This is a genomic window from Bradyrhizobium erythrophlei (genome assembly GCF_900142985.1).
Lineage (GTDB): Bacteria > Pseudomonadota > Alphaproteobacteria > Rhizobiales > Xanthobacteraceae > Bradyrhizobium > Bradyrhizobium erythrophlei_B.
In genome coordinates, this window is record NZ_LT670849.1 from 5752541 (window position 1) to 5776559 (window position 24019).

The following is a 24019-nucleotide window of genomic DNA, read 5'->3' on the forward strand; positions in this document are numbered from 1 at the left end:
GCATCGAAAGAAATTCTTAAAACCGCGTGACGATATCCGACAGCACGGGCCGCGGCCGGTCCTCGCTTGGCTTCGCTATCTTGCCGATGTGGATCAGGCCCGCGAGCTTTTCATCCGCCTTCAATCCAAAGCCGTTGAGCACGTCACGGTCGAAGGAAAACCACCCCGAAAGCCAGCACGCACCGTAACCGAGGGCGGTCGCCGCGGTGACGATGTTCATCGCGCTCGCGCCTGCGGACATCTCCTGTTCCCACGGCGGCACCTTGGGATGCGGCTTGGTGAGGCTGACGACGCCGATCACGAGCGGCGCATCGGTGAGGCGGCGCTTCTCAACCTCGATAGCGGCCGGCGACGCATTCGGATTTTTCTTCGCGAAAACGCCGGCAATGATTTCGCCGGCGCGGGCGCGGGCATCGCCCTCGAAAATGATGAAACGCCAGGGTGCGAGCTTGCCGTGATCGGGCACTCGCGACCCGATGGTCAGGATGGTCTCAAGTTCGGACGGCGAGGGGCCGGGGCCGGTCATCTCGCGCGGCTTGACCGAGCGGCGGGTTTTCAAAAGTTCTAATGCATCGGGCACGAAGAGGTCCTTGGGTATTGGCGGTCGCAGCTCTTGAGATAAGCGGGCGAGCGCCCCGGCGAAAGCGCTCTTTAGAGCGATTATGAAGATCGCGCCCTCTTCACATCCGGCGGCGTCGCCTCATCGACCAGGGCGGCGATCGCCTCATCCGTCGGCAGCACCTTTTGCCCGTCGCTGCCGAGGCGGCGCACCGAGACCGAATGGGTCTCGGCTTCCTTCTTGCCGACCACGAGCAACGCCGGAATTTTCGCCAGCGAGTGTTCGCGAACCTTGTAGTTGATCTTCTCGTTGCGCAGGTCGATCTCGACGCGAAGGCCTGCACGCCTTGCCGCGGCCGCGACCACCTTGGCGTATTCGTCGCCTTCCGAGGTAATGGTCGTCACGACCGCCTGGATTGGCGCGAGCCAAAGCGGGAAGTTGCCGGCATAGTGCTCGATCAGGATGCCGATGAAGCGCTCCATCGAGCCGCAGATCGCCCGGTGCACCATGACAGGGGCCTTCTTCGAGCCGTCGGCGTCGATGTAGAACGCGCCAAAGCGTTCGGGCAGGTTGAAGTCGACCTGCGTGGTGCCGCATTGCCAGTCGCGGCCGATGGCATCGCGCAGCACATATTCGAACTTCGGCCCGTAGAATGCGCCTTCGCCGGGGTTGATCTCGGTCCGGATGTGGTTGCTCTGGGACTTGATCTCCTGAAGCACGGTCGCCATCACGCGCTCGGCGTGATCCCACATCGCATCCGTTCCGACCCGCTTGTCGGGGCGGGTCGAGAGCTTGACGGTCAGTTCGCCCTCGAAGCCGAAATCGGCGTAGGTCGACAGGATCAGTTCGTTGATCTTGAGGCATTCCTCGGCGAGCTGTTCCTCGGTGCAGAACACGTGCGCGTCGTCCTGGGTAAAGCCGCGCACCCGCATCAGGCCATGCATGGCGCCCGAGGGTTCGTAACGGTGCACGACGCCGAATTCCGCAAGTCGAAGCGGCAGGTCGCGGTAGCTCTTCAGGCCGTGCTTGAAGATCTGCACGTGGCCCGGACAGTTCATCGGCTTCAGCGCAAACCAGCGCTTGTCCTCGGCCTCGTCGCCCGCGGACTGCGCGGCGAACATGTTCTCGCGGTACCAGTCCCAGTGCCCGGATGTTTCCCACAATACCTTGTCGAGGATCTGCGGCGCATTGACCTCGCTGTAGTCGCCGGTGAGGCGGCGGCGCATGTAGGCGATCAGCGCCTGGAAGATGGTCCAGCCCTTCGGATGCCAGAACACCACGCCCGGACCTTCCTCCTGGAAGTGGAACAGGTCGAGCTCGCGTCCAAGCTTGCGGTGATCGCGCTTCTCGGCTTCCTCGATCTGCTTCAGGTAGTGGTCGAGTTCTTCCTGCTTGGCGAACGCCGTTCCGTAGATGCGCGTCAGCATCGGATTGTTGGAATCGCCGCGCCAATAGGCACCCGCCACCTTCATCAGCCTGAAGGCGTTGCCGATCTTGCCGGTCGAGGTCATGTGCGGGCCGCGACAAAGATCGAACCAGTCGCCCTGGAAGTAGATCTTGATCGGCTCGTTGCCCGGAATGGCGTCAACCAGTTCGACCTTGAAGTTCTCGCCCTTGTCGCGGAACACCTGCTTGGTCTTTTCGCGGTCCCAGACTTCCTTCGTGAAGGGTTTGTCGCGCGCGATCAGCTCGCGCATCTTCTTTTCGATTGCGGCGAAATCTTCCGGCGTGAACGGCTCGTTGCGGAAGAAGTCGTAATAGAAGCCGTTTTCGATCACGGGGCCGATGGTGACCTGCGTGCCTGGCCAGAGCGACTGCACCGCTTCGGCCAGCACGTGGGCGGCATCGTGGCGGATCAGTTCGAGCGCACGCGGGTCCTCGCGCGAAATCAGCTCGATCTTTGCATCGGCCTCAATGGGGTCGTTGAGATCGGCAAGCGCGCCGTCCAGCGCCATCGCTACGGTGCGTTTGGCGAGCGAAGGCGAGATGCCCTTGGCAATCTCAAGGCCGGTGGTGCTTTTGGGGTATTCGCGCCGGGCGCCGTCGGGGAAAGTGAGGGTGACCTTATGCACGGGCTCGGCCGGCTTCAGATTGGTGAGGCTGTATTGGAATCCCGATGCGGGCGGGTTCTTGTCGGACATGTTCGTCTCCTCAAAGCTCACTCCTGCGAACGAGCGCAGGTAAGCGGGAACGGGAAGGGGTATAGCAGGGGAATCGGGCGATGCAATTGGTGGCAGCCTGGAAAATCGGCAGAAAATCGTGATCGGCCTAGTGTGGCGACGCTGACGTTCCTTTCGGTTTCGCGGCGATCTCTTCAAAGGAACGTCAGAGTCAAAGCCACACTAGAATCATATATTTGCTAGTGTTCCTTTGGTTCTGACATTCGTAAAAGTGCCCGCTGCGACAAGATACGAATGTCAGAACCGGGACACTAGAACGCACCCTTCAGTTGACGTGTCATAGACTTGTAGCTGCGGGCTTGTTAAGTTTGACATGCCCACGCTTTCTCCAACCGGCTTCCTTTCGCTCCGATGTACGCGCGTGCCGTTGCTGCGACTGCCTTGATCTGTGCGCTGACCTGCGGAGCGGTGTCGGCGTCCCCGTCAAAACAACGGCCCGTGCCGCCCAAGCCGCGCGAAACGCCCATGACGTTCTACGTCGTCAACGGCGCGGCGGATGCTTGCGGGCACGGCTGCGATAGCTGGATCGAGGTCGAGGGAAAGGTGGAATCCGACACCGCAACGCGGTTCAGGGCTTTTCTCGACCGTCATCACGACCGCAACCTGCCGATCTATTTTGCGTCCCCGGGCGGCAACCTCGATCAGGCCATCGCAATGGGGACTTTTCTCCATGGCAAATCCTCGATTGCGCGGGTCGGGCGGACCATGGTGCAGGAGTGCGGGTTCGAGGCGCAGGACAGCGACGTCTGCGTCAAGCTCAAACAATCTGGCCGCGAATTGCACGGCGATCTCTTCACCAGCGGTGCGATCTGCGCTTCGGCCTGTCCCTACGCGTTCATGGGTGCTGCCGTTCACGAGATCGCCCCGGATGCGATCCTCGCCATCCACTCGCCCAAGGTCGTGCTCAACTTTCGTGGCGGCCAGCCGGACGCCATCGCGATTGCCGCCGCCAACCAACGCGGCCGCGAGCGCGCCGATCGCGTCGCCTCTGCCTACCTCGCCAAAATGGGGATCGACGCCGGGCTGCTTGCCCTCACCAGAACCATCAAGTTCGAAGACATCCACGTTCTGACGCGCGACGAGATCGCGCGCTTCGGCATCGATCGCCGCGAGGCCGTTGAGACGCCATGGAGGTTTGAGAGCAACGCGCTCAACTCGGTGCGCAAGATTGCCGTCGTCAAGACGCCGGGCGATACGTCCTTCAGGCTGCTGCAATGGCGCGTGACCTGCTTCAATTCGGATAACTTCTCCTTCGATTTCCAGCGGCCGACGCGCGCCGGCGCGCTGGTAGCGATCGCGCATGGCGGCGGAAGCCCGGTCTATTTCAACGGACCGTTGAGTGTCGGAGGCGGCTCCAGCTTCGAGCAATGGGGAATGCGATTGATACATTCGCGGCTGGAATCGCTCGTGGGTCAGCCTCAGACTGAAATCATCGAAACATCGCTGGCCTCGGACGGGCGCTCCATCCCGCAAACCACCAGACTGTCCAACGAAGGCTGGGCTCATGCGATGGAGTCCCTGCTTGCCAGTTGCCCGCCGGCGAGAGGGGCTGTGATCGTTCACTCCAGCGAGGCGGCCTCGAAGTAGCGCGCCTTTCGCCGGCGCCGGATGCCCGGCGACTTTCTCTCATGGCGCACGCGACTTTCTTTCATGGACTTCGCGCGGCGTCGAAATAATTCGGATGCCGTCCTTCCCATCGGCGCGCCTACGGCCTAGATGCGATTGCATGAAAAATCTCGCGCCCGACACGCCGATCCATCGCCGCTTCGCGCCAACCGCGCTGATGTTCGGAAATCTCGTCACGGGATCGACGATCCTGGCGCCGGCGGGCATGTTGATCGAACTGTCTTCGGACCTCGGCATCACCGTGCATACCGCCGGTCTGTTGGTCACGTTCGGCGCGCTCGTGCTTTGCATCGGCTCGCCGCTGACCGCCTGGCTCACCAGCCGGATCGAGCGCCGCACGTTGCTGACGGTGACGCTCGCGGTGATGGCGCTCGGCAATGCCGCTTCGGCTCTTGCGCCCGGCTACACGACGCTTCTGGTCCTGCGGCTTGTGATGCTGGCGATCGGCGCGCTCTATACGCCACAGGCCGCAGGCACGGCCGCCTTGATCGTGCCGGTGGAGAAACGCGGCGGCACGATCGCCTATGTGTTTCTCGGCTGGTCGCTGGCCGCGGCGATCGGATTGCCGTTGATTACCTTCATGGCGAGCCGCTACGGCTGGCGCGCGGCCTATGGCGGCGTCAGCGCGATCGGGGCGCTGAGCTTCCTGTTGCTGCTGTGGAGATTGCCCGGCGGCCTCAGGGGCGCGCCGGTCGACCTCAAGACCTGGGCCGAACTCGGGCGTAACCGGGTGATCGTCGTGCTGCTCGCGATCACGACGCTTCTGATGTCGGGCCAGTTCGCCGTGTTCACCTATATGGGTCCTGTGTTGTCGAGGTTGACCCAGGTGCGGCCGGACGCCGTTGGACTTGTCTTTGCGATCTACGGCGTCTGCGGCTTTATCGGAATTGTGGTCGTCAGCAATATCGTCGACTCCTGGGGCGCGCTGAAAACATCGTTGCTGTGCATCGCGCTGGTGCTGGCGGGCATCACCGGCTGGGCATTCTCCGCAGGCTTCTATTGGCTGATGGCGGCTTCGGCAGCGATCTGGGGCCTCGGCTTTGCTTCAAGCAATTCGATGCAGCAGGTACGCCTCGTCACCGCCGCGCCTCAGTTGGCCTCCGCGTCGGTGTCGCTCAATACGTCGTTTCTGTATGTGGGGCAGGCGATCGGGTCGGGGATCGGCGGATTACTCTATGCGCACGAACTGCTGTACGGCATCGGCTATGCGGGAGCTGGCTTTGTCGCGCTGGCGCTCACGACGGTCATCCTGACGCGGAATTTGCCGAAGTCCTCAGTCAGCTAGCTGGTTTACGCCCAGGCGAGATCGCTTGTGGCAGCCGGCTCGTCGTCATCCCTGGTTCGGCCGCGCAGCCGTTTCCGATGCCTGACGCGCCGGTCACGCCTGTGACGGAAATCAAGCCGCCGCGCGCTTTCCACGATGCAATTTGCCAGCCACGTGACACGCGCCATCGCCTGTCGGGCCATGAATAACATCGTGGATACGCGACCCAAGATGCTGACCAGGAGAAGCACGGAGAGCACGTCGATGTAGGCCAGGGCATCCCCGACGAGCATCAATTCCGGCGGGATCGGGATTCGGTGCACGGTGGCCCAAATGACAAGGACGACGGGAATAAGCGCGATAATTCTCCGCAGCGTCAGTTTGTCGAGGAAGGCTGCGAACTGCACCACCAGGACGTCCCACAGCATCTCGCCGAAGGCTGCCGGTCTATCGATGGTCCATTTTTGCCAAAGCGCTTTCCACATGGCGCCAGCCGTAGGCGTTGAGTGTGGTTGAATTGCGGGCCGCGGGGCTTCGGAGATTAGTGGCTTGAAGTTTCGCTATTGCTCGACGCAAGCCGCGTCAGCGACGGTGTCAACGACATCTTGGCCAGCACTTCACGCACCGGCTTGTCGGTCCACGCATGCGTGACGTAGTCGCGATGCGTCACGCCGTCCGGCGTCTTGACGAAAACGACGCTGCCGGGCCGCAAGGGGCCGTCCATGTCGTCGGACACGGCGACGCCCTTGTCACGGATCATCTGCATCAACTCCTGATCGCGCCGCTGGGTGTAATGCGTATAGGCGCTGACGAAGAAGCCGGAGCGATTGCTGGCGATCCAGGAGGCAAACTTGTCGAGCTCGCCATAGACGGCGTCGAGCAGCACCACGCCGCGGACACGATTGCCGACGCCGCCGACGTCGAGGCTGTAGGCGGTCGGAACGAAGCCGCCGCTATAGCCGACAATCACGATCGGCATATTGGCGAAGGTCTTTGCCGCGTTTGGATCGCCATAGAGCTGCGCGAGGTGATCGGCCGATTCATTGATGAAGCGCTTGAGCGCGCCGGGCTGCCAGAATTTGCCGGCGCTGGAATCTGCCGCATCGACCGCAAGCTGCGGCGCGAGCAGGACGGCGTTGGCGCCGGATTCCGAAATCTGCTGCGGTACACGCTGGCGGTCGCGGACGTCGCGTTCCAGCGTCGCGCCGTTGCCGTGGAAGAACACGACGATGACGCCGGGCTTGTTGACGTCGAAATGCTGGGGCACGTGCATCAGCACGCGGTTGTCGTTGAAGGTCTCATCCTGCCAGAACACGCGGCCCGAATAGCTGCGGTGGCCGCGGCGGTCGCCGTTGGAGACGTTCAGGAAGGGGGCATCGCTGCGCGGATTGTTGCCGTAATAGGGGAAGGCCGACGATTTCAAGCCGATCAGGGCTGTCTGGTCTTCGTGCTGCGAACGCTGGTAGGGCACGATCGGCGCCAGCGAGGCGACGCGATAAGGCTGGGTCTGCACCACGCGCCGGTTCTGCGCGTCGGCTGTGTTCGCCGGGCGCTGCTGGAAACTTTCAGCGGCGGTCGGGAAACGGTCCTTGAATTGCGGTTTTGGGAAACGGTCCTCGAAGCTGTCGGTCGAGCCCTGCACATTGGCGGCGAGTGAAGCTGCGCTCGGCGACTGACCACAGTGGGCGAGCGTCAGCGACAGCGGGAGGAGGATGGTCAGAAGAGGGAGCAGACGCCGCGAGGCGAGGGCGCGCGAAGACGCGTGGCGCGACGATGCCGGCATGGCTGCCAGATTCGCACGACCCAACACTTCAGATTTCGGATTGGCCCCGACCATCCACCCCTTTGCCCCAACCGCCGATAACCGGCCGATGTCAGCGCGTTTGTGTTGCGGTGACGTTAATCCTCCGGAAATTCTCCCCATTTCCGGAACACGAACAGGCAACACGAAATCGTGTCCTGATTGTGGGCTTGGCCCGAGAAATCCACCGCTTCCGGCCATGTTCGGTATTAAGGCACCTAAAAGTGCCATTTTCAGATTTTTTGGGTGGCGTCCTTGAATTGGCCGAACCCACCCCGCACGATACCGGGGGCAGGGCATGACGCCCGAAATGCGGGCGAACATGGCGGCATCTGAACCTACGTGGGAAGGCCGGCTCGCCAGCGGATCGACGGTCTCGCTGGGAGTGGCCGCTGCCATCGTCGTGGCCGACATGGTCGGTGTCGGCGTCTTCACGAGCCTCGGCTTTCAGGTCAAGGACATCCCGTCGGGCTTTGCGATCCTCGCGCTCTGGATCATCGGCGGCATCGTCGCGCTGTGCGGCGTGTTCTCCTATGGCGAACTCGGCGCCATGTTTCCGCGCTCGAGCGGAGAGTACAATTTCCTCGGCCGCGCCTTTCATCCCGCGTTCGGTTTTGTCGCGGGCTTCGTCTCGGCGACCGTCGGCTTTGCGGCGCCGGTTGCGCTGGCCGCGATGGCGCTGGAGCAGTATGGTCGCGCGATCGCCCCCAACGCACCGCCGCTCTCGCTCGCCGTGGGCATCGTGTGGGCGGTGTCGCTGGTTCAGCTCACCGGCGTCCGGCATTCGTCGACGTTCCAGATGATCGCGACCATTCTGAAGGTGGTGCTGATCACGGCATTCCTGATCGCAGGCTTTGTCGTCGGCACGCCGCAACACATATCGTTTGCACCCCAGGTCAGCGATCTCGGTTATATCGCCAGCGCGCCGTTCGCGATCGGGCTCGTGTTCGTGATGTATTCGTTCTCGGGCTGGAATGCCGCGACCTACATCATCGGGGAGATGCGCGATGCCAGCCAGAATCTTCCGCGCGCCATGCTTTCGGGAACGTTGATCGTTCTCGTGCTCTACGTGGCGCTCAACGCCGTATTCCTGCATACCGCGCCGATCGACAAGCTTGCCGGCCAGATCGACGTTGCCCGCATTGCAGGCACTTACATGTTCGGCGAGATCGGCGGCCGTATCGTCGGCGCGATGATCTGCATAGGGCTGATATCCTCGATCAGCGCGATGATGTGGATCGGCCCGCGGGTGATGATGACGATGGGCGAGGACATTCCTGCCTTGCAGGTATTTGCCCGCAAATCGTCCCAAGGCGCGCCGGCCTATGCCATCCTGTTCCAGCTCGCGGTCGCGACCTTGATGTTGTTTACCCGCAGTTTCGAGGCGGTGCTCGATTTCATCCAGTTCGCGCTTCTGTTCTGTTCGTTCTTCACGGTGCTCGGCGTCATCAAACTGCGCATCACGCGGCCCGACCTGCCGCGGCCCTACCGCGCCTGGGGGTACCCGGTCACGCCCATAATTTTCCTGCTCGTGACCCTTTTCATGATGTATTATCTTGTCGTCGAGCGGCCGCTGCAGTCCTTTTTTGGTGCTCTCATCATGATTTCTGGCCTTTTGATCTACGTCGTTTTCCGCAAGCGGGACGACGCCGGCTCTGCTGCGATCGCCTCAGCAGGTCGCAAATAGATGTTCCGGACCTTCAAAATCGCAGCCGCCGCGGCGGTCATGTGGCTGGCGGGCGCATTTGCCGCCGCCAGCGCCGCCGAGGTCACGCCTGACGACACGGCGCGTTTTCTTGCCGGCATGATGCCGTCAGCCGACTCGCCGCTGATAGCGTTGACCAAGGATCCGGCCTGGCAACGTCATGCCCGGTTTTTCGACTCGGCGTTCACGCAGCTCGATCAGCGCCAGATCTCGAAGGTCCGTGCCTGGTCGGAGGCCAACATCGCGGCGCCGAAGCCGACCATGTTCTACATGTTCTCGGGGCCGGACTTCCTTTACGCCAATGCCTTCTATCCGAAGGCCACGACCTATGTCTTGAGCGCGCTTGAGCCGCCGGGTTCGGTGCCGGATTTGACCAGACTGTCACGCGGTGGCGTTGGCGCGGCGCTCTCGAACGTCGAGCATTCGCTCGGTTCGATCCTGAGCTTCTCGTTCTTCATCACCAAGAAGATGAAAACCGACTTGCATGAGGGGCAAATCAACGGCGCATTGCCGTTGCTTTATGTATTCCTGGCCCGCTCCGGCATGACCATCAAGAATGTTTCGACGGTGGCTCTCGACGACAAGGGCTCGGCCTTCTTCGCCAACGAGAACGTCGGCGCCAATGCCACGCGCGGCGTGCGTATCGTGTTTGCGGGCAGCGATGGTGTCGACAAGACGCTGTATTATTTCTCGACCGACCTGTCGGACTCCGGCGTCAGGTCGAGCGGCTTCCTGAAGTTCTGCGCCACGCTTGCGCCGGGCTCGAGCCTGATCAAGAGCGCCTCATACCTGCTGCATTCCGGCAGCTTCTCGACCGTGCGCGATTTCATTCTTGCCAACAGCGCGACCATCATTCAGGACGATTCCGGAATTCCGCTCGGGCTTTTCAGCGCGAAGAAATGGCACTTCTTTCCATTCGGCTATTACGCCGGCCCGATCAACTTGTTCCCGGGACGGTATCAGCAATCCTATGCCGAGCTTTTCCGCCGGGCGCAGCCGATGGATTTCGGCATCGGCTATCGCTGGCGTTCGCGCGAATCGAACTTGCTGCTGTCGGTCCGTTTGCCCGACGATGGTTCGGTGACGGCAGACGCAACCTCATCGACTGAGCCGGTTGCTCCGGCGCCTGCATCGCACAAGCCGCGTCCGCGCAAGCCTCGGCCATCGCCGCCACTTGTCGAGCCATCTCACAGTTTCTTCTGGTTCCGCTGAGCGCCCGGCGCGATCCGGAAAAGGTGTGTAGTGGCGGTCTGACGAGACCATGCGAAAACACGAATGCGCGCTACCAGCGCACGTTCTGGCTCGGCTCAACGAAGCTGGTCGGGTGAGGTTTTGGGTGTACGGTCAAATAATGACCGACCAGGATGATGACGATCAGCATCGCGACGACCGCCAACAAATCGATCTGCCGGGGATCGTGACCACTGGGTTTTATTTTCCAGCGCATCCTTGATGTCCTCCGGGACATCAAGCTAACCCGCGAGCAATGCTCGGGTTCCGCTATCGCGGCGCACATTGCTTGATGCGGCGCAGTCAGCCCGCGTTGACGCCGCGCCAGCGTCCGAACCGCCACGGCAGATACCAGCGCGCGCCGTCGGGTTTTGCGAGCGGCACGTTGTCGATGCCGGAGGTGCCGAACGGCTGGCAACGCAACAGCCGCGCCAGGGTCATCCATCCGCCAGCCCACAACCCGAAGCGTCCGACAGCTTCGTCCGCATAGACGGAGCAGGTCGGCAGATGCCGGCAGTTGTAGCCGACGAGCGGCGAGAGGGTATGCCGGTAGAACCAGATCAGGGCGCGCCCAGCCTGTCGCGGCAGCCGTTCGACGTTGCGCGAACAGTCCTCGCAACGTGCCGACAGTTTGAACGGCGAATGCTTCATGGGCGGCTTGCTGTGCTGTTGTGCGGCAATTGCTTGGTTCCAAAGCATGGAACTCGTTCACGCCAATAATTGTGCCACAGTTTTAGAGAAATCAACGGTTTGTGCGGCGGCGCAACAAAGGTTCTATGGACGATTCCGTCAACTCCGTTTACGTTTCTTGACGTGGGGATGACAGAATCGTTTTCGAGTTGAACCGGTGCAGCCGCCTTTCGGCGATTGCGGGGAAGGGATCAAATTGAAACTCGTCAGACTTCGTTTCCGCGTCTGCGCGGTATTGATCGTTGCGGCCCTCTCTCTCGCGGTGCCGGGCATGCTGGCCATGCTTGGCGGTCCGGCTCACGCCGGAGTAACGCTCGAAGAGCGCAAGCTGCCGATGCAATTCAGTTGGGTCGCCTGCCAGCCGCATTGCGGCGGCTGGATTAGCGCGGTCGGCATTGTGACCGCGGAGACCCCAAAGGATTTTGACGATTTTGCGCAAGGGCGCGATCTTCGCAGCGCCACCATCGTTCTGGATTCCAGCGGTGGCTCGGTCAACGACTCGATCGCGCTCGGCCGCCGCTTTCGCACCCTGGGCCTGATGACGACGGTCGGAACCAGCATTCGAACCCGCACCACGCAAGGCGATCGTGGCGCGATCGATCCCGAGGCCTATTGCGAGTCGATGTGCGTCTTCCTGCTGTTGTCCGGCAAATCGCGCTACGTGCCGGAGGCCGCGCACGTGCGGGTGCATCAGATCTGGATGGGCGACCGCGCCGACGATGCGCGGGCCGCGACCTATTCCGCCGAAGATCTGATGATTGTCGAGCGCGATATCGGGCGGCTTGCCAAATACACCATCGAGATGGGCGGCGGTGGCGACCTGCTGGCGCTGTCGCTCAGCGTTCCGCCCTGGGAAGAATTGCATGAACTGTCACGCGAAGAATTGCGGCTGACCAATCTCGTCACCACGGACGCGATCGCCGAACTGCTGCCGTCGACAGGCGCGTCGGTCACGCAGGGCGTGGCGATGGCGACGAAGCCGCTTCAGGATCGCTTCACAAGCTCCGCGATGAACGATGCGGCGACGCCGGCTGGGAAGTCGACCCGGACCGCGGAAGTGCTCGCGCCCACGGCCAGCGTTGCGGCAGCGCCGGCGCAGTAGCCTAACCTATGAAATGAGGATCGTCCTTTAAGCCGAAGCCGGCTGCGAGGCCTTGGGCTCGGCGGCGTTGTTGCCGGTTGCCGTATCAGTTTCCTTGGCCTCGATCTGGCCGATCGCGTCCACCACGGCGTCGAAGGTCAACATCGTCGAGGCGTGCCGCGCCTTGTAGTCGCGCACTGGCTCGAGCAGGGCGATATCGGCCCATTTGCCCTCCGGCGGCTTGCCGTTTTCCTTGAGCATTTTGCGAACGGTCTCGCGCAACTCGCGCAATTCGCTCGCCGTCGAGCCGATCACATGGGACGCCATGATCGAGGACGAGGCCTGGCCAAGCGCGCAGGCCTTCACATCATGGGCGAAGTCGGTGACGATGGGACCGTCCATCTTGACGTCGACCTTCACCGTTGACCCGCAAAGCTTTGAGTGGGCTGTGGCGGTGGCATCGGGTGAGGGCAGGCGGCCTAATCGGGGAATATTGCCGGCGAGTTCGATGATCCGCTTGTTGTAGACGTCGTTTAGCATAGGCTGATAGTTTCCGATCTGGCCGCGGGGGCCTGCCCTTGGCGGCCCCCGCCCATGGTCCTATATATGGTCGGAACTGGTGGAAATACACCCCGCCATTTTTCCCGGTGGTCCGAACCCGGTACCCATTGGCCACCGAAAAGCATATCTGTTGGGGGGACTCAGGCGCCCGGCGGCATGGCCGCCCCGTCTGCCGGTGACACTCCGGTCTCATCGACCGGTCGAACGGAGCTGACATGGACGCATTGATTAAATCCCTTCGCCCCAAGACTGCCGATGGCAAGACTTCTGATCTTAAGACTTCTGATCTTAAGACTTCTGATCTTAAAACTTCCGATGTGAAGCCGTCCGAGCGTCCGGTAGACCGGCCCGCCGAACTCGATCCTTCCGAATTCATGGCTGCCGCCGTCCGCGCCGACCAGCCCCGGCCGTCGCGCGCCGAAGCTGAAGCCGCAGTGCTCACGCTTCTCAGCTATATCGGCGAAAATCCCGGACGCGAGGGGCTGTTGGACACGCCCCGCCGCGTGGTCGAAGCTTTCGACGAATTGTACCAGGGTTATCACCAGTGCCCGGCCGAGGTGCTCAACCGCACCTTTGGTGAGACGGCCGGCTATGACGACTTCGTGCTGGTGCGCGACATCGAATTCACCTCGCAATGCGAGCATCACATGATGCCGTTCTATGGCCGCGCGCACATCGCCTATACGCCGGTCGAGCGCGTGGTCGGGCTGTCGAAGCTCGCGCGGCTGACCGATATCTTTGCCCGGCGCTTGCAGACCCAGGAACATCTCACCGCGCAGATTGCGGCGGCGATCGACGAGATTCTCAAGCCGCGCGGCGTCGCCATTCTGATCGAGGCTGAGCATACCTGCATGTCGGTCCGCGGCGTCGCCAAGCACGGCGCGACGACCTTCACCAGCCGCTATACCGGCATGTTCCGCGATAATCCGGCGGAGCAGGAGCGGTTTCTTTCCATGGTGCGCGCGCCGCATCGCTAGGTCTCTTAAGTGTCCACATCATCCGATAGCAACGACATTGAAGAAGGGCTGTCGTTCCGGCCCAAATTCGATGCCAGCGGTCTCGTCACCTGTGTCGCTACCGATGCGGCGACATCGGAAGTGCTGATGGTTGCGCACATGAACGAGGAGGCGCTTCGCAAGACGATTGCGACCGGCGAGGCCTGGTACTTTAGCCGCTCGCGCCAGGCGCTGTGGCGCAAGGGCGAGACCTCCGGCCATGTCCAGCGCGTGGTCGAAATGCGCACGGACTGCGATCAGGACGCGGTCTGGATTCGCGTCGAGCAGACGGGTGCGGCCTGTCATACCGGGCGGCATTCCTGTTTCTACCGCAAGGTCGAGGGGGCGGATGGCGGCGCGCGGCTGTCGTTCGTCGATGCGGCAGGAACCTCTTAACCCTCCCTTAACCATAATCACCGCAGTGTCAGGTCAGGCTGAGGGGCTGGTGGGAGCCTGCGCTTCAGCATTTTGCGTGGGTCGTTTCGCGGGGAGCGGAGACCGGAGAATGTCGGCCGACACATCCAACGCCACAGCTACGGCAGGTGTCGATCCCGCACGCGTGCGCGTGGCCGGCGCGATCAAGCAGGCCGCCGCCTCGAGCGGCATGAGCTTTCAATATCTGCTGACGACGGCCAAGATGGAATCGGATTTCAATCCGACCTCAGGCGCGTCGACCTCGTCGGCCCATGGGTTGTTTCAATTCATCGACCAGACCTGGCTTGCCACCGTCAAGGAAGCGGGCGCCCAGCTGGGCTATGGCAACTATGCTGACCAGATCAGCAAGTCTTCCGACGGCACCTACTCGGTGTCGGACCCCACCACGCGCAAGTCGATCATGAAGCTGCGCGACGATCCGACGGTCGCTTCCGAGATGGCCGCTGCACTCACCCAGACTAACAGTTTCAAGCTGACCGGCATGATCGGCCGCCGTCCGTCGGACAGCGAACTCTACATGGCCCATTTCATGGGCGTCGGCGGCGCTGCCAAGCTGATCGCCAATGCCGAGGACAATCCGCAAGCTTCCGCCGCGCGGCTGTTTCCGAATGCGGCCGCCGCCAACCGCTCGATCTTCTACGACCGCGTGACGGGCCGGGCGCGCAGCGTCTCCGAGGTCTATTCGGTGCTCCAGCAGCGCTACGCCAGCGCTGCGTCGTCTCAAGCGACCCAAAGCGCGATGGCTTCCGTTGGTGGCGATATCGTCAAGCCAACGGTAGCGGTCGCAAGCGCTGCGCCAAGCACGCAGGCCACGCCTGGCGTAGCCACGGCGACATACCTTTCGACTTTCCCGGACACGCGAACCGCCGCACCAGCTACGGCGGTCGGCTCCGTCGCGCCGATTACGGTAGCGTCAGCCTCGACGTCATCGGATGCCGCGCCGTCGAGCCCGGTGTTCCGCTCGTTGTTTCAGGATGGCGTACGCGCCCAGCCGGTGTCGCAAGCGGTGCGTGAACTCTGGGGCAATTCCGCTTCGCTCACCTCCGATCCGCCGGCGTCTTCGGGCTCAACAGCGCCGGTTGCCGCAGTTGCGGCGCTGTCGGCCGCGACTTCCGGAGGCGGGCTCGATCTCTTCAGCGATCGCAGCGGGACGTTCTCCGGTTAGCCGTTCGACGGCACGGCAGGTTCTGAGCGCCGCAGGCCTTAACAAAAGGTCAATAAAACCAGCCGGTTATAGTGAACGCTTTGTTAAGCGTCGTGGTTTATTTTGTCTTGCATTGGCGCAACAACAGGGCGCCAGAGGTTTTTGCGTAAGCCGGCAGGGCAATGATCGTTCGGCAGTTCATTAGTTGGATAAAGACCGCTCCCGCAGGCGAACGCGCCGAAGCCACGCGGGCTTTGGCGCGGGCCTGGCTCATCTCCGATCTTTCCGAGGACGACAGGGCGGCCGCTGAGGGCGCGCTTCTGATGTTGCTCGACGATCCGTCGCCGCTGGTGCGCCGGGCGATGTCGGACGTTTTCGTAGCCAGCCACGAGGCGCCGGCGGCGATCGTGCAGGCCCTTGCGCTTGACCAGCCGTCCGTGGCCTTGCCCATCCTCGAACATTCACCGCTTCTGATCGATGCCGATCTCGTCGACATTGTCGCGACCGGCGATGGCGAGACGCAATGCGCGGTCGCCCGTCGTATCAATCTGCCGGCTTCCGTCTGTGCGGCGATCGCCGAAGTCGGCACCGCCGCCGCGGCGCTGGAACTGATCGAAAACGCCTATGCGGAGCTCGCGCCGTTCTCCTGGGACCGCATCGTGGAACGCCACGGGCATCTCGCTGCGATCCGGGAATCGATGCTGGTCCTGGAAGATCTGCCCGCCGCCACCCGGCTCGCACTGGTCGCCAAATTGTCGGAGACGCTCGCGCAATTCGTCGTTGCCAAGAACTGGCTGAGCGCCGACCGCGCTGAGCGGGTCGCGGGCGAGGCGCGCGATCGCTGTACCGTCAGCATTGCCGCGTCCTCGCGCGGCGACGACATGGGCGGCTTGATCAGGCATCTGCGTGCGACCTCGCAACTTACCGCCGGATTGATCCTGCGTGCGCTGCTGTCCGGCAATCTTGAACTATTCGAGGCTGCGCTCGCCGAGTTGTCGGGATTGCCGCGTTCTCGCGTCGCCTCGCTGCTGTTCGATCGCGGCGAAGCCAGCCTGGTGGCGCTGCTGCAACGCGCGGGCCTGCCGGAATCGACATTCGCAGCGTTCCGTGCGGCCATCGAAGTGATTCACGAAACCGGCTTCACTGACACCCTTGCCGGTGCGGCGCGCTTGCGCCGGCGCATGGTCGAGCGCGTCCTGACTCAGTGCGAGGCCGATCTCGACGCCGCCGCGCCGCTGTTGATTCTGCTCCGGCGTTTTGCGACGGAATCGGCGCGCGAAGAGGCGCGTCTGTTCTGCGAAGAGCTGGCGGCCGAGCAGGCGCTCGGCCCTGCGCCATACGGCCTGATCGCAGCGTAGCCTGCCTCGTGTCCCTGCGCATGCAGGGACCCATAAGCGCCGGCGCCCGGTTATTTCAGAGATCGTCGGCCAGATTGCCCAATTTGATGAGCTGCGGCGTATGGGTCCTCGCTTGCGTGGGGACGACCGATGGCCTTAGTCCGCCGGAACGATGCTCGGCGCCATGATGGCCTCGAGATGCTCGGGCCGGTCGCGGTTGACGCGCGCGAGATATTCATCGGCGACGCCGCGCAGGCGACGGCTGAGTTCGCTCGCCATGCTGATCGTGTCGAGCTTGGTGCGCTCGCACACGATCGCCTCGATCGCCTTGACGTGGTGGTCGATCAGCTCAGTGGGCACCCGCGACAGATCGGGCGCATGTTCGATGATCCGGCAGAGGCTTTCGGCGACGGCACCCGCAGGCGGGAAGCCGAAAGTGACCGCATCGCCCTTGATGTCATGGGCGGCGCGGAACAGTTCGCCGCGCGCAGGTTCCGAGAAGCCCTGCGCAAGGATCGCGGCATAAGCGGCCGACAAGCGTTCGGATTCGACGACCATCCAGTCCTTGAAGTCGCCCGACATTTCGGCGAGCGCTTTCTCGGCCCGCGCGATGGGATCGTCGATGTCGTCGTCGGCGACGCGTCGCAACACCTTGCGCAGCGGGTTGGGCTGCGTGATCACGTGATGATCGGCGAATTTCTTGATCTCGATGTCGGATTTGCTGTTCGCCATGGCTTGCGATTTTCCCTGCTAGACGCCGGAGCGGGCCTTGTCGAGCAGCGAAGGCTGCTGAAGGACCTCGAACTCGCCGCCACCGCGGCGCTCGGGCCCGATATAGGCGCCATTGGTGTTGCGCCGGCGGTCGGGGCCGAAATAGGTCTTGGTCTTGATGAACGGACGCGGATTGGCGACGACGTTGAGGATGCGTTGATACAGCCCCTTGGCGGAAATCGGCTTGGCGAGAAATTCGGTGACGCCAGCATCGCGAGCGACCGTAACGCGTCGCTTCTCGGAATGGCCGGTCAGCATGATGATGGGCGCGTAGGGGTTGCCCTTGGATTCCGGCTGCCGGATCATCTGCGCAAGCTCGAGTCCGTCGAAGATCGGCATCGCCCAGTCGGTGATGACGATGTCCGGAACATAGTGCGTATACATTTCGAGCGCGGTGGCGCCGTCCTCTGCCTCATAAGCTTCGCGTGCGCCGAACGAATGCAGCAAGGTGCGCAGGATGCGGCGCATATGCGGATTGTCGTCGCAAATGAGGAATCGGAGCTTGTTGAAATCGATACGGTACATGGCCGTGCCCTCAGGACACGCAAACCCGCAAAACGCTGGTATACGTGCCGTTAACCATATCCATCCCGCGTTAAGGAATGGTTGCGATCAAGGGCCACGCCAAGCAGATTTAGCGGCTGATTAGTAGGTGAACTGCTCGCGCAGAATGCGTTCGTCGAGGCTGTGGCCGGGATCGAACAGCATCCGCATCGAGATGGTCTTGTCGGTCAAGACCTCGACGCGGCGGACATCGCGGACCTCGTCGTGGTCGGCCACGGCGGCCACCGGGCGCTTGTCGCCTTCGAGCACTTCGAGGACGACAAAGGCGGTGTTGGGCAACAGCACGCTGCGCCAGCGCCTCGGCCGGAACGGGCTGATCGGCGTCAGAGCGAGCAGCGCGCCGTTGATCGGGATGATCGGTCCTTGCGCCGACAGGTTATAGGCGGTCGAGCCGGCAGGCGTTGCCACGAGAATCCCGTCGGCGATCAATTCGGGCATGCGTTCGTGTTCGTCGATCAGAATCCGCAAACGTGCGGCCTGATAGGTCTGGCGAAACAGCGACACTTCGTTGATGGCGTGATGCAGGTGTACGTTGCCGTGCATGTCGGTGGCGCGCATCAGCAACGGATTGATCAGCGTCTGGCGCGCCGCCGCCAGACGCTCGTGCAGGTGATGAAGCGAAAATTCGTTCATCAGAAAGCCGACCGTGCCGCGGTGCATGCCGTAGATGGACTTGCCGGAGTGCATCTGCTGATGCAGCGTTTGCAGCATCAAGCCGTCTCCACCCAGCGCGACCACGACGTCCGCATCGGCGGGGTCGTGGTTGCCGTAGGCCGCGACAAGCCCCGTCAACGCCTCCTGCGCTTCCGCGCTGGCGCTCGCAACAAAGGCAATCCGGTCATATGGCCTGGTCGTTGTCATGAAATTGTGAAGCGTCCCGTGAGTGGGTGGTCGTCTAAACGACCTTGGCAGCCGTTGTCGAGATGATCAACTGACGGACTATCGCCGTTTTCGGCTAAAATCGGCCGCTACCAAGAAATAACATGCTTTGCTGTGCCAAAGAGCCTGTCGCCGCGAGAGAAAAGCGGAAAAGCTGGAGTAAAGTAAATGAGATTTCGCGCCACCGTCTTTGGCATTCTGGCACTTTTTCCGTTGGCGCTGGCGAGCGGGGCGAAGGCGCAAGACGCCAATCAGGTACAACCGTCATCGACGCCAAGCGCCAGCGCTTCGCAGCCTCCTGTGCTGCCCGGCAGTCAGAGGGCGGGGTCGTCATCTTCGCGCGGCAACACGTCGGCGTCGGGCGAAACGCGCCGGTTGCCTGAGGACTCCACCACCAAGCAAACCATCACCGCAAATGGCCGGACGCTTTCTTTCACGGCAACCGCAGGCTTGCTCCGGCTTTTCAATCAAAGCGGCGATCCGCAGGCCGATATTGCCTACACGGCCTATCAGTTGGACGGCACCGATCCGCGCTCGCGACCGGTGACGTTTTTCTTTAACGGCGGCCCCGGCGCGTCGTCCGCTTATTTGCAGCTTGGTTGTGCTGGGCCCTGGCGGCTGCCGATCGAAGGCGAGGGCGCGACTTCGTCGGCTTCACCCGAGTTGAAGCCCAATGCGGAGACCTGGCTCGATTTCACCGACATGGTTTTCGTCGATCCCGTCGACACCGGCTACAGCCGCTTCGTGTCCGGTGACGGCGACGCTCACAAGAACTTCTTCACGGTCAATGGCGACGTCAACGCGCTCGCGGTCGTCATTCGCCGATATCTGGAGAAATATGATCGCTTGTTGTCGCCGAAATTCATCGTCGGCGAAAGCTATGGTGGCATCCGTGGCCCCAAGATGGTGCGCGAATTGCAGACCCAGCAGGGCGTTGGCATCAATGGATTGATCCTGATTTCTCCAGCGTTCGATTTCCGCGATATCGACGGTGCAAGTCTCCTGCAATATGTCACCAGCCTGCCTTCGATGGCCGCGATTGCGCGCGAAGCCAGGCACCCGGTCACGCGCGCCGACATGGCCGACGTCGAGACATACGCGCGCGGCGAGTTCGTCACCGATCTGCTCAAAGGCCAGGCTGACAAGGAAGCCACGACGCGATTGGCCGACCGCGTTTCGGCGCTGACGGGCATCGATCAGGTCGTGACGCGCCGGCTCGCCGGGCGCCTTGGCATTTCGGAGTTTCGCCGCGAGTTCGATCGCCGCGACGGCAAGGTGACCGGCCGTTACGACGGCTCGGTGCTGGGCTTCGATCCAGACCCGGAATCAAGCCGCAGCTATTTCGACGACCCCTCCGGCGATACGCTGATTGCGCCGCTGACGACTGCCGCGGTCGATCTCACCACGCGCACGCTCAAATGGCGGCCGGACGGGCCCTACCGGCTACTGAACCGGTCGCTGTCCTGGGATTACGGAGGCGGGAGGACCGAGGTTCAATCGATGCCCGATGTCAGGCATATCCTCGCGCTCGATCCGAAACTGAAACTCCTGATCGGACACGGCCTGTTCGATCTCACCACACCCTATTTCGGATCGAAAACCCGGCTCGACCAGTTGCCTGCTTATGCCTCGGCCGATCGGGTGAAACTCGTGGTCTATCCTGGCGGACACATGTTCTATTCGCGCGAAGCCTCGCGGCGGGCCTTTCGGACCGAGGCCGAGGCGCTGATGAAATCAGACGAATAGGGCAAAAGAAAATGGCGCAGAGCATGTCTGCGCCATCTTAGTTTCGCAACGGATGAGATCAGTAAACGAGGCCAGTGCCGGCCGGCTGGTTGAGGGCCATCGCCAGCGACTTGTACTCGGCGCAGTCGGTGCCGCAGATCTGCTGGATGCGGCCGAGGTGGTACTGGGCGGATTCGCGGTTGCCCTGTTCGAGCTGCCACAGGCCGTAATACTGCCAGGTACGGACATGGTTCGGGTCGGCCTGGAGCGCGCGCTCGTACCACACCTGCGAAACCTTGTAGTCGCCGAGCTTGCGGTAGGAATAGCCGATCAGGTTGGCAACGTCGGCGACGTTGTCATGGCCGAGCGCCTTCAGCTGCGCGATCGCGGCAGCATAGTCGTGGCGATCGTAGATCGTGGTGTAGGCAGCGCGATAGCCATCGAGGAACTTCGGATCGTCGATGCTCGAGCTCTTGTCGTTCTTCTTTTTCTTGTCCTTGGACGAATCGGCTGGCGGTGAGGGGGTATCGCTGCCAGCAGCCTTGGCCGAATTGACCATCGGCATCGCCACCATCGCGGTCGCATACATCGCCAGGGTCAAAAGCCGGATCGCAGTCTTTGTCATGCGTCTCTCCTGATTGAATTCTAGGGCAAGCCTACACCTAGTGGAGTGGATTTGACATACGCTATCAGCCTGGTCGCGAGTTCGTAACGCGAATGTCAAATCCTGAACTCCACTAGAAGCTTATGTTTTCCTGGTGGTCCCTATGATTCTAACATTCGCAACAGTGCACGCTGAGAAGGGAAGCGAATGTTAGAATCGGACCACCAGCGCCCGTCGAATTGAACACCTGCAGTTTGCGATCATTCCAGCGACATTTTTTTGCGGTTTTCGGGAATTTTTCGGGCCGATAGCCTGACGCAGGATCGGCGCCAGAACACGCTGGCGTGATTTCTTTTCTCCAGGAGAAGCTGAACGGTGGTTCATCGAGATGAATGAACGCCGCGGTCTCACTTCAGGATGGGTTCAGCGGGCGATTCGTAAGGTCACACCAACGATCGACGAGACCGGTCATCCGGCCGGCACCCTCCGAGATCCCTTTCGAGAGGAGCTTCCCATGTTGAAGACCATTTCCGCCGCATTGCTTGCCGTCTCGGTTCTTGCAGCTCCGGCGATTGCCGCGAGCACTGCGCAGGCTCCGGCGACCAAGTCCGCCACCGTGACCCCGGTGAAGAAGAATCCGCTGAACGCGAACGCCAAGATGGGCCGTGGCCATCATCACATGCGCCATCACAAGCATCACCGGGTCCACAAGATGCATCGCAGCCACAAGGTGGCGGTGAAGCTTCACAAGACCCAGAAATTCTCAGCCAAGCATGTTTCGCACCCCGCCAAGCGCGGCTGAGGTGATCCACGAAACGCGGCGGTCACTCTACCCGCCGCGCTTTCGGGATTTCAGGTCCGGCCCACGCCACGCAAGTGGTGCTGGGCCGGTCGCCTTTTGTAAAGCGCGGTTTCAAAATGCTATTTCCCTTCATTTTCGGAACGGCTAGAAATCGCAGCGATGGGCTTGCAGACACAGGGGACGCGGCGGTTGGCAATTTCGGCAAAGCGCCTGGCGGTCCTGATGCTGCCGATCGCGCTTGCGGCCTGCGCCGGTGGCGATGAAAGCCGAAGCTTCAGTCTGTTTGGCGACAGCAAGGATCCGCCGCAATACGCCCCGACTAACTACCGCGCCGAGCTGCTGGCATTCCTGAGGACCTACCTCAACAATCCGGTCGGCGTGCGTGACGCTGCGCTGGGAGAGCCTGTCATGCGCGATGTCAACGGCAAGATGCGCTACATCACATGCCTGCGTTTTTCGGCGCGCGAGTCCGACGGCAGCTATCGCGAACCGCGCGAGAGGGCGGTGGTGTTCCTCAGCGGCCGGCTCGACCGCATGATCGAGAAAGGCGGCGAACTCTGCACGGGCGTCGTGATGTCGCCATTCCCCGAGATGGAAAAGATGACGCGGTAAGGCCGCCGGAACCGGCTTGGACACAATAAAAAACCGGCCGAAAAAAGCTCTCAAACCAGGCGGTTTCATCACATTTCGGCGAGTGGTGTTCCCGACGCTGAACCTTTGGGCCGCATCCAGAGACAAAATCGAAAGATTGCTGCGGAAAAGCAGCCGGACGCGGAACAAAACGCTGCGTGTTGCCACTGCAAAATCACGAAAAAGAACGTGTTTTGCGGTGCCACGAAGCAACCAAATTGACGCCACGTTGTTTGGTTGTTGTCGATCGATACGATAACGGGGAACTTCCATGAGAAAGATTCTGCTCGGCGCGGTCGCATGTGCGGTGTTTGCGGCTCCTGCCTTCGCAGCCGACATGCCGGCGCGGACCTACACCAAGGCTCCGGTGTATAAGGCGCCCGAGGTTATTTATAACTGGACCGGCTTTTATCTCGGCGGCCACATCGGCGGCGCGTTCCCGGGCGGCAACAACCTCCAGGGCAGCGATGCCCGCTTCCTCGGCGGCGTCCAGGGCGGCTTCGACTATCAGTTTGCCGGAAACTGGGTGATCGGTGCCGAGGCCCAGTATAGCTGGCTGACCGGCAACAGCGGCAATGGCGTCGTTTTCCCGGGCGGCACCGTCGTGACCGGCAACACCGACCAGTTAGGTTCGGTGACCGGCCGTCTCGGCTACGCCTTCGGGCCGACGCTGCTCTACGCCAAGGGTGGTTATGCCTGGCGCGGCAATGACAATCTTCTGGGCGTGGCCACCAACGGTACGCCGGTTGGCTTCACCACCGACGGCAATCACCGAGATGGCTACACCGTCGGCGCTGGCGTCGAATACATGTTCACGCCGAACTGGTCGATCAAAGGCGAGTACCAGTACTACAACTTCGGTAGCACCACCTTCACCAGCGGTCCGGCGCCGATCATCGGCTCGCGCTTCCGCGATGACGAGCACACCGTCAAGCTCGGTATCAACTACCGCTTCGGATGGGGTGGTCCGGTCGTCGCCAAGTATTGATCGGGTACTGGTTTCACGCTCCCAGACTACAACAGGAGGCCGGCGTCGCGCCGGCCTCTTTGCTTTTGGCTAGTTCTTCTGGCGCGCCGTTCAGCCGGCTAAAGCCGGCCGTCAAAATTTTTTCGGGCTGTCGCGAAACTTTTGTCAGTTGTCGGCTATTGTAGCGTCGCTGGCGGCTGGACATCACACATGCGCGTTTTCATCCTGGCGTTCGTCTTTTGCGCGATCGCTTTACCGTGCGCCGCCCAAATCGTGCTGAAGTCCGAGCCACTGCTGCTTGCCCCCTACGAGATCGTCTTCGTCCAGAACGTCGCCTGTCCGGCCGGGCAGGTGCAAAAGGTCACTGGCGCTATCCGCGGGCTCCATCGCCGCAAGGCCTGCGTGACCTTGGCTTCCGAGCAGGCCTCGTTGGCGACCGCGACGCCCTGAAGGCCGGCCCGAGGGTAGC

General features: G+C 62.0%; 25 protein-coding genes. 14 read left to right on the forward strand and 11 right to left on the reverse strand.

The window, feature by feature from the left end; all coding sequences use genetic code 11:
• Nucleotides 1-16: 16 nt before the first annotated feature.
• Nucleotides 17-580, reverse strand: coding sequence for a nitroreductase family protein (locus BUA38_RS27425; RefSeq protein ID WP_072822875.1), 564 nt, complete (start codon nt 578-580; stop codon nt 17-19).
• Between the two features lie 80 nt (nt 581-660).
• Nucleotides 661-2700 carry a threonine--tRNA ligase gene (gene thrS / locus BUA38_RS27430; RefSeq protein ID WP_072822876.1) on the reverse strand — a complete coding sequence of 680 codons (2040 nt, stop codon included), beginning with the start codon at nt 2698-2700 and terminating at the stop codon, nt 661-663.
• 504 nt (nt 2701-3204) lie between these two features.
• Between thrS and BUA38_RS27435 the strand changes: the two genes are divergently transcribed.
• Together BUA38_RS27435 and BUA38_RS27440 are read left to right on the forward strand one after the other, a co-directional pair.
• A complete protein-coding gene (locus BUA38_RS27435; RefSeq protein ID WP_156898751.1) occupies nt 3205-4326 on the forward strand; it encodes a hypothetical protein in 1122 nt (373 codons plus the stop codon).
• 139 nt (nt 4327-4465) lie between these two features.
• Nucleotides 4466-5650 (forward strand): MFS transporter, encoded by a 1185-nt coding sequence (locus BUA38_RS27440; protein ID WP_072822878.1) that lies wholly within the window; start codon nt 4466-4468, stop codon nt 5648-5650.
• Nucleotides 5651-5655: 5 nt separating this feature from the next.
• On the opposite strand, the gene BUA38_RS27445 is transcribed toward BUA38_RS27440, so the two are convergent.
• Together BUA38_RS27445 and BUA38_RS27450 are read right to left on the reverse strand one after the other, a co-directional pair.
• A complete protein-coding gene (locus tag BUA38_RS27445) occupies nt 5656-6114 on the reverse strand; it encodes a hypothetical protein (RefSeq protein WP_072822880.1) in 459 nt (152 codons plus the stop codon).
• A 56-nt stretch (nt 6115-6170) separates the two neighbouring features.
• A complete protein-coding gene (locus BUA38_RS27450) occupies nt 6171-7466 on the reverse strand; it encodes an alpha/beta hydrolase (RefSeq protein WP_072822882.1) in 1296 nt (431 codons plus the stop codon).
• Between the two features lie 274 nt (nt 7467-7740).
• Between BUA38_RS27450 and BUA38_RS27455 the strand changes: the two genes are divergently transcribed.
• A complete protein-coding gene (locus tag BUA38_RS27455; protein ID WP_072822884.1) occupies nt 7741-9117 on the forward strand; it encodes an APC family permease in 1377 nt (458 codons plus the stop codon).
• Nucleotides 9118-10347: a hypothetical protein gene (locus BUA38_RS27460; RefSeq protein ID WP_072822886.1), complete on the forward strand. Its 1230-nt coding sequence runs from the start codon at nt 9118-9120 to the stop codon at nt 10345-10347. It abuts the gene before it with no gap.
• Between the two features lie 70 nt (nt 10348-10417).
• On the opposite strand, the gene BUA38_RS37685 is transcribed toward BUA38_RS27460, so the two are convergent.
• A complete protein-coding gene (locus BUA38_RS37685; protein WP_172806099.1) occupies nt 10418-10582 on the reverse strand; it encodes a hypothetical protein in 165 nt (54 codons plus the stop codon).
• 86 nt (nt 10583-10668) lie between these two features.
• Nucleotides 10669-11016 (reverse strand): membrane protein insertion efficiency factor YidD, encoded by a 348-nt coding sequence (gene yidD / locus BUA38_RS27465; RefSeq protein ID WP_072826481.1) that lies wholly within the window; start codon nt 11014-11016, stop codon nt 10669-10671.
• A 235-nt stretch (nt 11017-11251) separates the two neighbouring features.
• Here yidD and BUA38_RS27470 point away from each other — a divergent pair, with 235 nt between their 5' ends.
• A complete protein-coding gene (locus tag BUA38_RS27470; protein ID WP_072826482.1) occupies nt 11252-12157 on the forward strand; it encodes a hypothetical protein in 906 nt (301 codons plus the stop codon).
• 27 nt (nt 12158-12184) lie between these two features.
• Here BUA38_RS27470 and BUA38_RS27475 read toward each other — a convergent pair whose 3' ends face one another.
• Nucleotides 12185-12676 carry an iron-sulfur cluster assembly scaffold protein gene (locus BUA38_RS27475; protein ID WP_072822888.1) on the reverse strand — a complete coding sequence of 164 codons (492 nt, stop codon included), beginning with the start codon at nt 12674-12676 and terminating at the stop codon, nt 12185-12187.
• A 236-nt stretch (nt 12677-12912) separates the two neighbouring features.
• On the opposite strand from BUA38_RS27475, the gene folE reads away from it, so the two are divergent.
• The 4 genes from folE to BUA38_RS27495 all read left to right on the forward strand — a co-directional run bounded on the left by folE (nt 12913) and on the right by BUA38_RS27495 (nt 16629).
• On the forward strand, nt 12913-13674 hold the full coding sequence (gene folE / locus BUA38_RS27480; protein ID WP_072822890.1) for a GTP cyclohydrolase I FolE: 762 nt from the start codon (nt 12913-12915) through the stop codon (nt 13672-13674).
• A gap of 9 nt (nt 13675-13683) precedes the next feature.
• On the forward strand, nt 13684-14088 hold the full coding sequence (gene hisI / locus BUA38_RS27485) for a phosphoribosyl-AMP cyclohydrolase (RefSeq protein ID WP_072822891.1): 405 nt from the start codon (nt 13684-13686) through the stop codon (nt 14086-14088).
• Nucleotides 14089-14197: 109 nt separating this feature from the next.
• Nucleotides 14198-15292, forward strand: coding sequence for a transglycosylase SLT domain-containing protein (locus tag BUA38_RS27490; protein ID WP_072822893.1), 1095 nt, complete (start codon nt 14198-14200; stop codon nt 15290-15292).
• Between the two features lie 161 nt (nt 15293-15453).
• Complete coding sequence (locus tag BUA38_RS27495) at nt 15454-16629, forward strand: DUF2336 domain-containing protein (protein ID WP_072822895.1); 1176 nt, start codon at nt 15454-15456, stop codon at nt 16627-16629.
• Nucleotides 16630-16764: 135 nt separating this feature from the next.
• Here the strand turns inward: BUA38_RS27495 and BUA38_RS27500 are convergent, their stop codons facing one another.
• The 3 genes from BUA38_RS27500 to BUA38_RS27510 form a co-directional block, all read right to left on the reverse strand.
• Nucleotides 16765-17340: an Hpt domain-containing protein gene (locus BUA38_RS27500; RefSeq protein WP_072822897.1), complete on the reverse strand. Its 576-nt coding sequence runs from the start codon at nt 17338-17340 to the stop codon at nt 16765-16767.
• Between the two features lie 18 nt (nt 17341-17358).
• The gene (locus BUA38_RS27505; protein ID WP_072822899.1) at nt 17359-17904 is read right to left on the reverse strand and encodes a response regulator; all 546 of its coding nucleotides are present in this window, start codon (nt 17902-17904) and stop codon (nt 17359-17361) included.
• A 120-nt stretch (nt 17905-18024) separates the two neighbouring features.
• Nucleotides 18025-18804: an NAD kinase gene (locus BUA38_RS27510; RefSeq protein ID WP_072822901.1), complete on the reverse strand. Its 780-nt coding sequence runs from the start codon at nt 18802-18804 to the stop codon at nt 18025-18027.
• 186 nt (nt 18805-18990) lie between these two features.
• On the opposite strand from BUA38_RS27510, the gene BUA38_RS27515 reads away from it, so the two are divergent.
• On the forward strand, nt 18991-20568 hold the full coding sequence (locus tag BUA38_RS27515; RefSeq protein WP_072822903.1) for a S10 family peptidase: 1578 nt from the start codon (nt 18991-18993) through the stop codon (nt 20566-20568).
• A 58-nt stretch (nt 20569-20626) separates the two neighbouring features.
• Here the strand turns inward: BUA38_RS27515 and BUA38_RS27520 are convergent, their stop codons facing one another.
• Nucleotides 20627-21172: a tetratricopeptide repeat protein gene (locus tag BUA38_RS27520; protein ID WP_072822905.1), complete on the reverse strand. Its 546-nt coding sequence runs from the start codon at nt 21170-21172 to the stop codon at nt 20627-20629.
• Between the two features lie 493 nt (nt 21173-21665).
• Here BUA38_RS27520 and BUA38_RS27525 point away from each other — a divergent pair, with 493 nt between their 5' ends.
• From BUA38_RS27525 to BUA38_RS27540, 4 genes are all read left to right on the forward strand, one after another.
• A complete protein-coding gene (locus BUA38_RS27525; protein ID WP_072822907.1) occupies nt 21666-21953 on the forward strand; it encodes a His-rich protein BRANT in 288 nt (95 codons plus the stop codon).
• Nucleotides 21954-22112: 159 nt separating this feature from the next.
• Nucleotides 22113-22565 carry a hypothetical protein gene (locus tag BUA38_RS27530; protein ID WP_072822909.1) on the forward strand — a complete coding sequence of 151 codons (453 nt, stop codon included), beginning with the start codon at nt 22113-22115 and terminating at the stop codon, nt 22563-22565.
• A 289-nt stretch (nt 22566-22854) separates the two neighbouring features.
• On the forward strand, nt 22855-23571 hold the full coding sequence (locus BUA38_RS27535) for an outer membrane protein (protein ID WP_072822911.1): 717 nt from the start codon (nt 22855-22857) through the stop codon (nt 23569-23571).
• A gap of 189 nt (nt 23572-23760) precedes the next feature.
• A complete protein-coding gene (locus BUA38_RS27540) occupies nt 23761-24000 on the forward strand; it encodes a DUF6719 family protein (protein ID WP_072822913.1) in 240 nt (79 codons plus the stop codon).
• Nucleotides 24001-24019: the final 19 nt, after the last annotated feature.

Bases quoted from the DNA above. Each gene is read 5' to 3' on its own strand.
- BUA38_RS27530 (WP_072822909.1), top strand. From the start codon at position 22,113: ATGGGCTTGCAGACACAGGGGACGCGGCGGTTGGCAATTTCGGCAAAG.
- BUA38_RS27455 (WP_072822884.1), top strand. From the start codon at position 7,741: ATGCGGGCGAACATGGCGGCATCTGAACCTACGTGGGAAGGCCGGCTC.
- BUA38_RS37685 (WP_172806099.1), bottom strand. From the start codon at position 10,582: ATGCGCTGGAAAATAAAACCCAGTGGTCACGATCCCCGGCAGATCGAT.
- BUA38_RS27435 (WP_156898751.1), top strand. From the start codon at position 3,205: ATGACGTTCTACGTCGTCAACGGCGCGGCGGATGCTTGCGGGCACGGC.
- BUA38_RS27515 (WP_072822903.1), top strand. From the start codon at position 18,991: ATGAGATTTCGCGCCACCGTCTTTGGCATTCTGGCACTTTTTCCGTTG.
- BUA38_RS27505 (WP_072822899.1), bottom strand. From the start codon at position 17,904: ATGTACCGTATCGATTTCAACAAGCTCCGATTCCTCATTTGCGACGAC.
- BUA38_RS27495 (WP_072822895.1), top strand. From the start codon at position 15,454: ATGATCGTTCGGCAGTTCATTAGTTGGATAAAGACCGCTCCCGCAGGC.
- BUA38_RS27475 (WP_072822888.1), bottom strand. From the start codon at position 12,676: ATGCTAAACGACGTCTACAACAAGCGGATCATCGAACTCGCCGGCAAT.
- BUA38_RS27510 (WP_072822901.1), bottom strand. From the start codon at position 18,804: ATGACAACGACCAGGCCATATGACCGGATTGCCTTTGTTGCGAGCGCC.
- BUA38_RS27500 (WP_072822897.1), bottom strand. From the start codon at position 17,340: ATGGCGAACAGCAAATCCGACATCGAGATCAAGAAATTCGCCGATCAT.
- BUA38_RS27445 (WP_072822880.1), bottom strand. From the start codon at position 6,114: ATGTGGAAAGCGCTTTGGCAAAAATGGACCATCGATAGACCGGCAGCC.
- BUA38_RS27535 (WP_072822911.1), top strand. From the start codon at position 22,855: ATGAGAAAGATTCTGCTCGGCGCGGTCGCATGTGCGGTGTTTGCGGCT.
- BUA38_RS27450 (WP_072822882.1), bottom strand. From the start codon at position 7,466: ATGGTCGGGGCCAATCCGAAATCTGAAGTGTTGGGTCGTGCGAATCTG.
- yidD (WP_072826481.1), bottom strand. From the start codon at position 11,016: ATGAAGCATTCGCCGTTCAAACTGTCGGCACGTTGCGAGGACTGTTCG.
- BUA38_RS27440 (WP_072822878.1), top strand. From the start codon at position 4,466: ATGAAAAATCTCGCGCCCGACACGCCGATCCATCGCCGCTTCGCGCCA.
- BUA38_RS27540 (WP_072822913.1), top strand. From the start codon at position 23,761: ATGCGCGTTTTCATCCTGGCGTTCGTCTTTTGCGCGATCGCTTTACCG.
- BUA38_RS27490 (WP_072822893.1), top strand. From the start codon at position 14,198: ATGTCGGCCGACACATCCAACGCCACAGCTACGGCAGGTGTCGATCCC.
- BUA38_RS27460 (WP_072822886.1), top strand. From the start codon at position 9,118: ATGTTCCGGACCTTCAAAATCGCAGCCGCCGCGGCGGTCATGTGGCTG.
- BUA38_RS27520 (WP_072822905.1), bottom strand. From the start codon at position 21,172: ATGACAAAGACTGCGATCCGGCTTTTGACCCTGGCGATGTATGCGACC.
- folE (WP_072822890.1), top strand. From the start codon at position 12,913: ATGGACGCATTGATTAAATCCCTTCGCCCCAAGACTGCCGATGGCAAG.
- thrS (WP_072822876.1), bottom strand. From the start codon at position 2,700: ATGTCCGACAAGAACCCGCCCGCATCGGGATTCCAATACAGCCTCACC.
- BUA38_RS27525 (WP_072822907.1), top strand. From the start codon at position 21,666: ATGTTGAAGACCATTTCCGCCGCATTGCTTGCCGTCTCGGTTCTTGCA.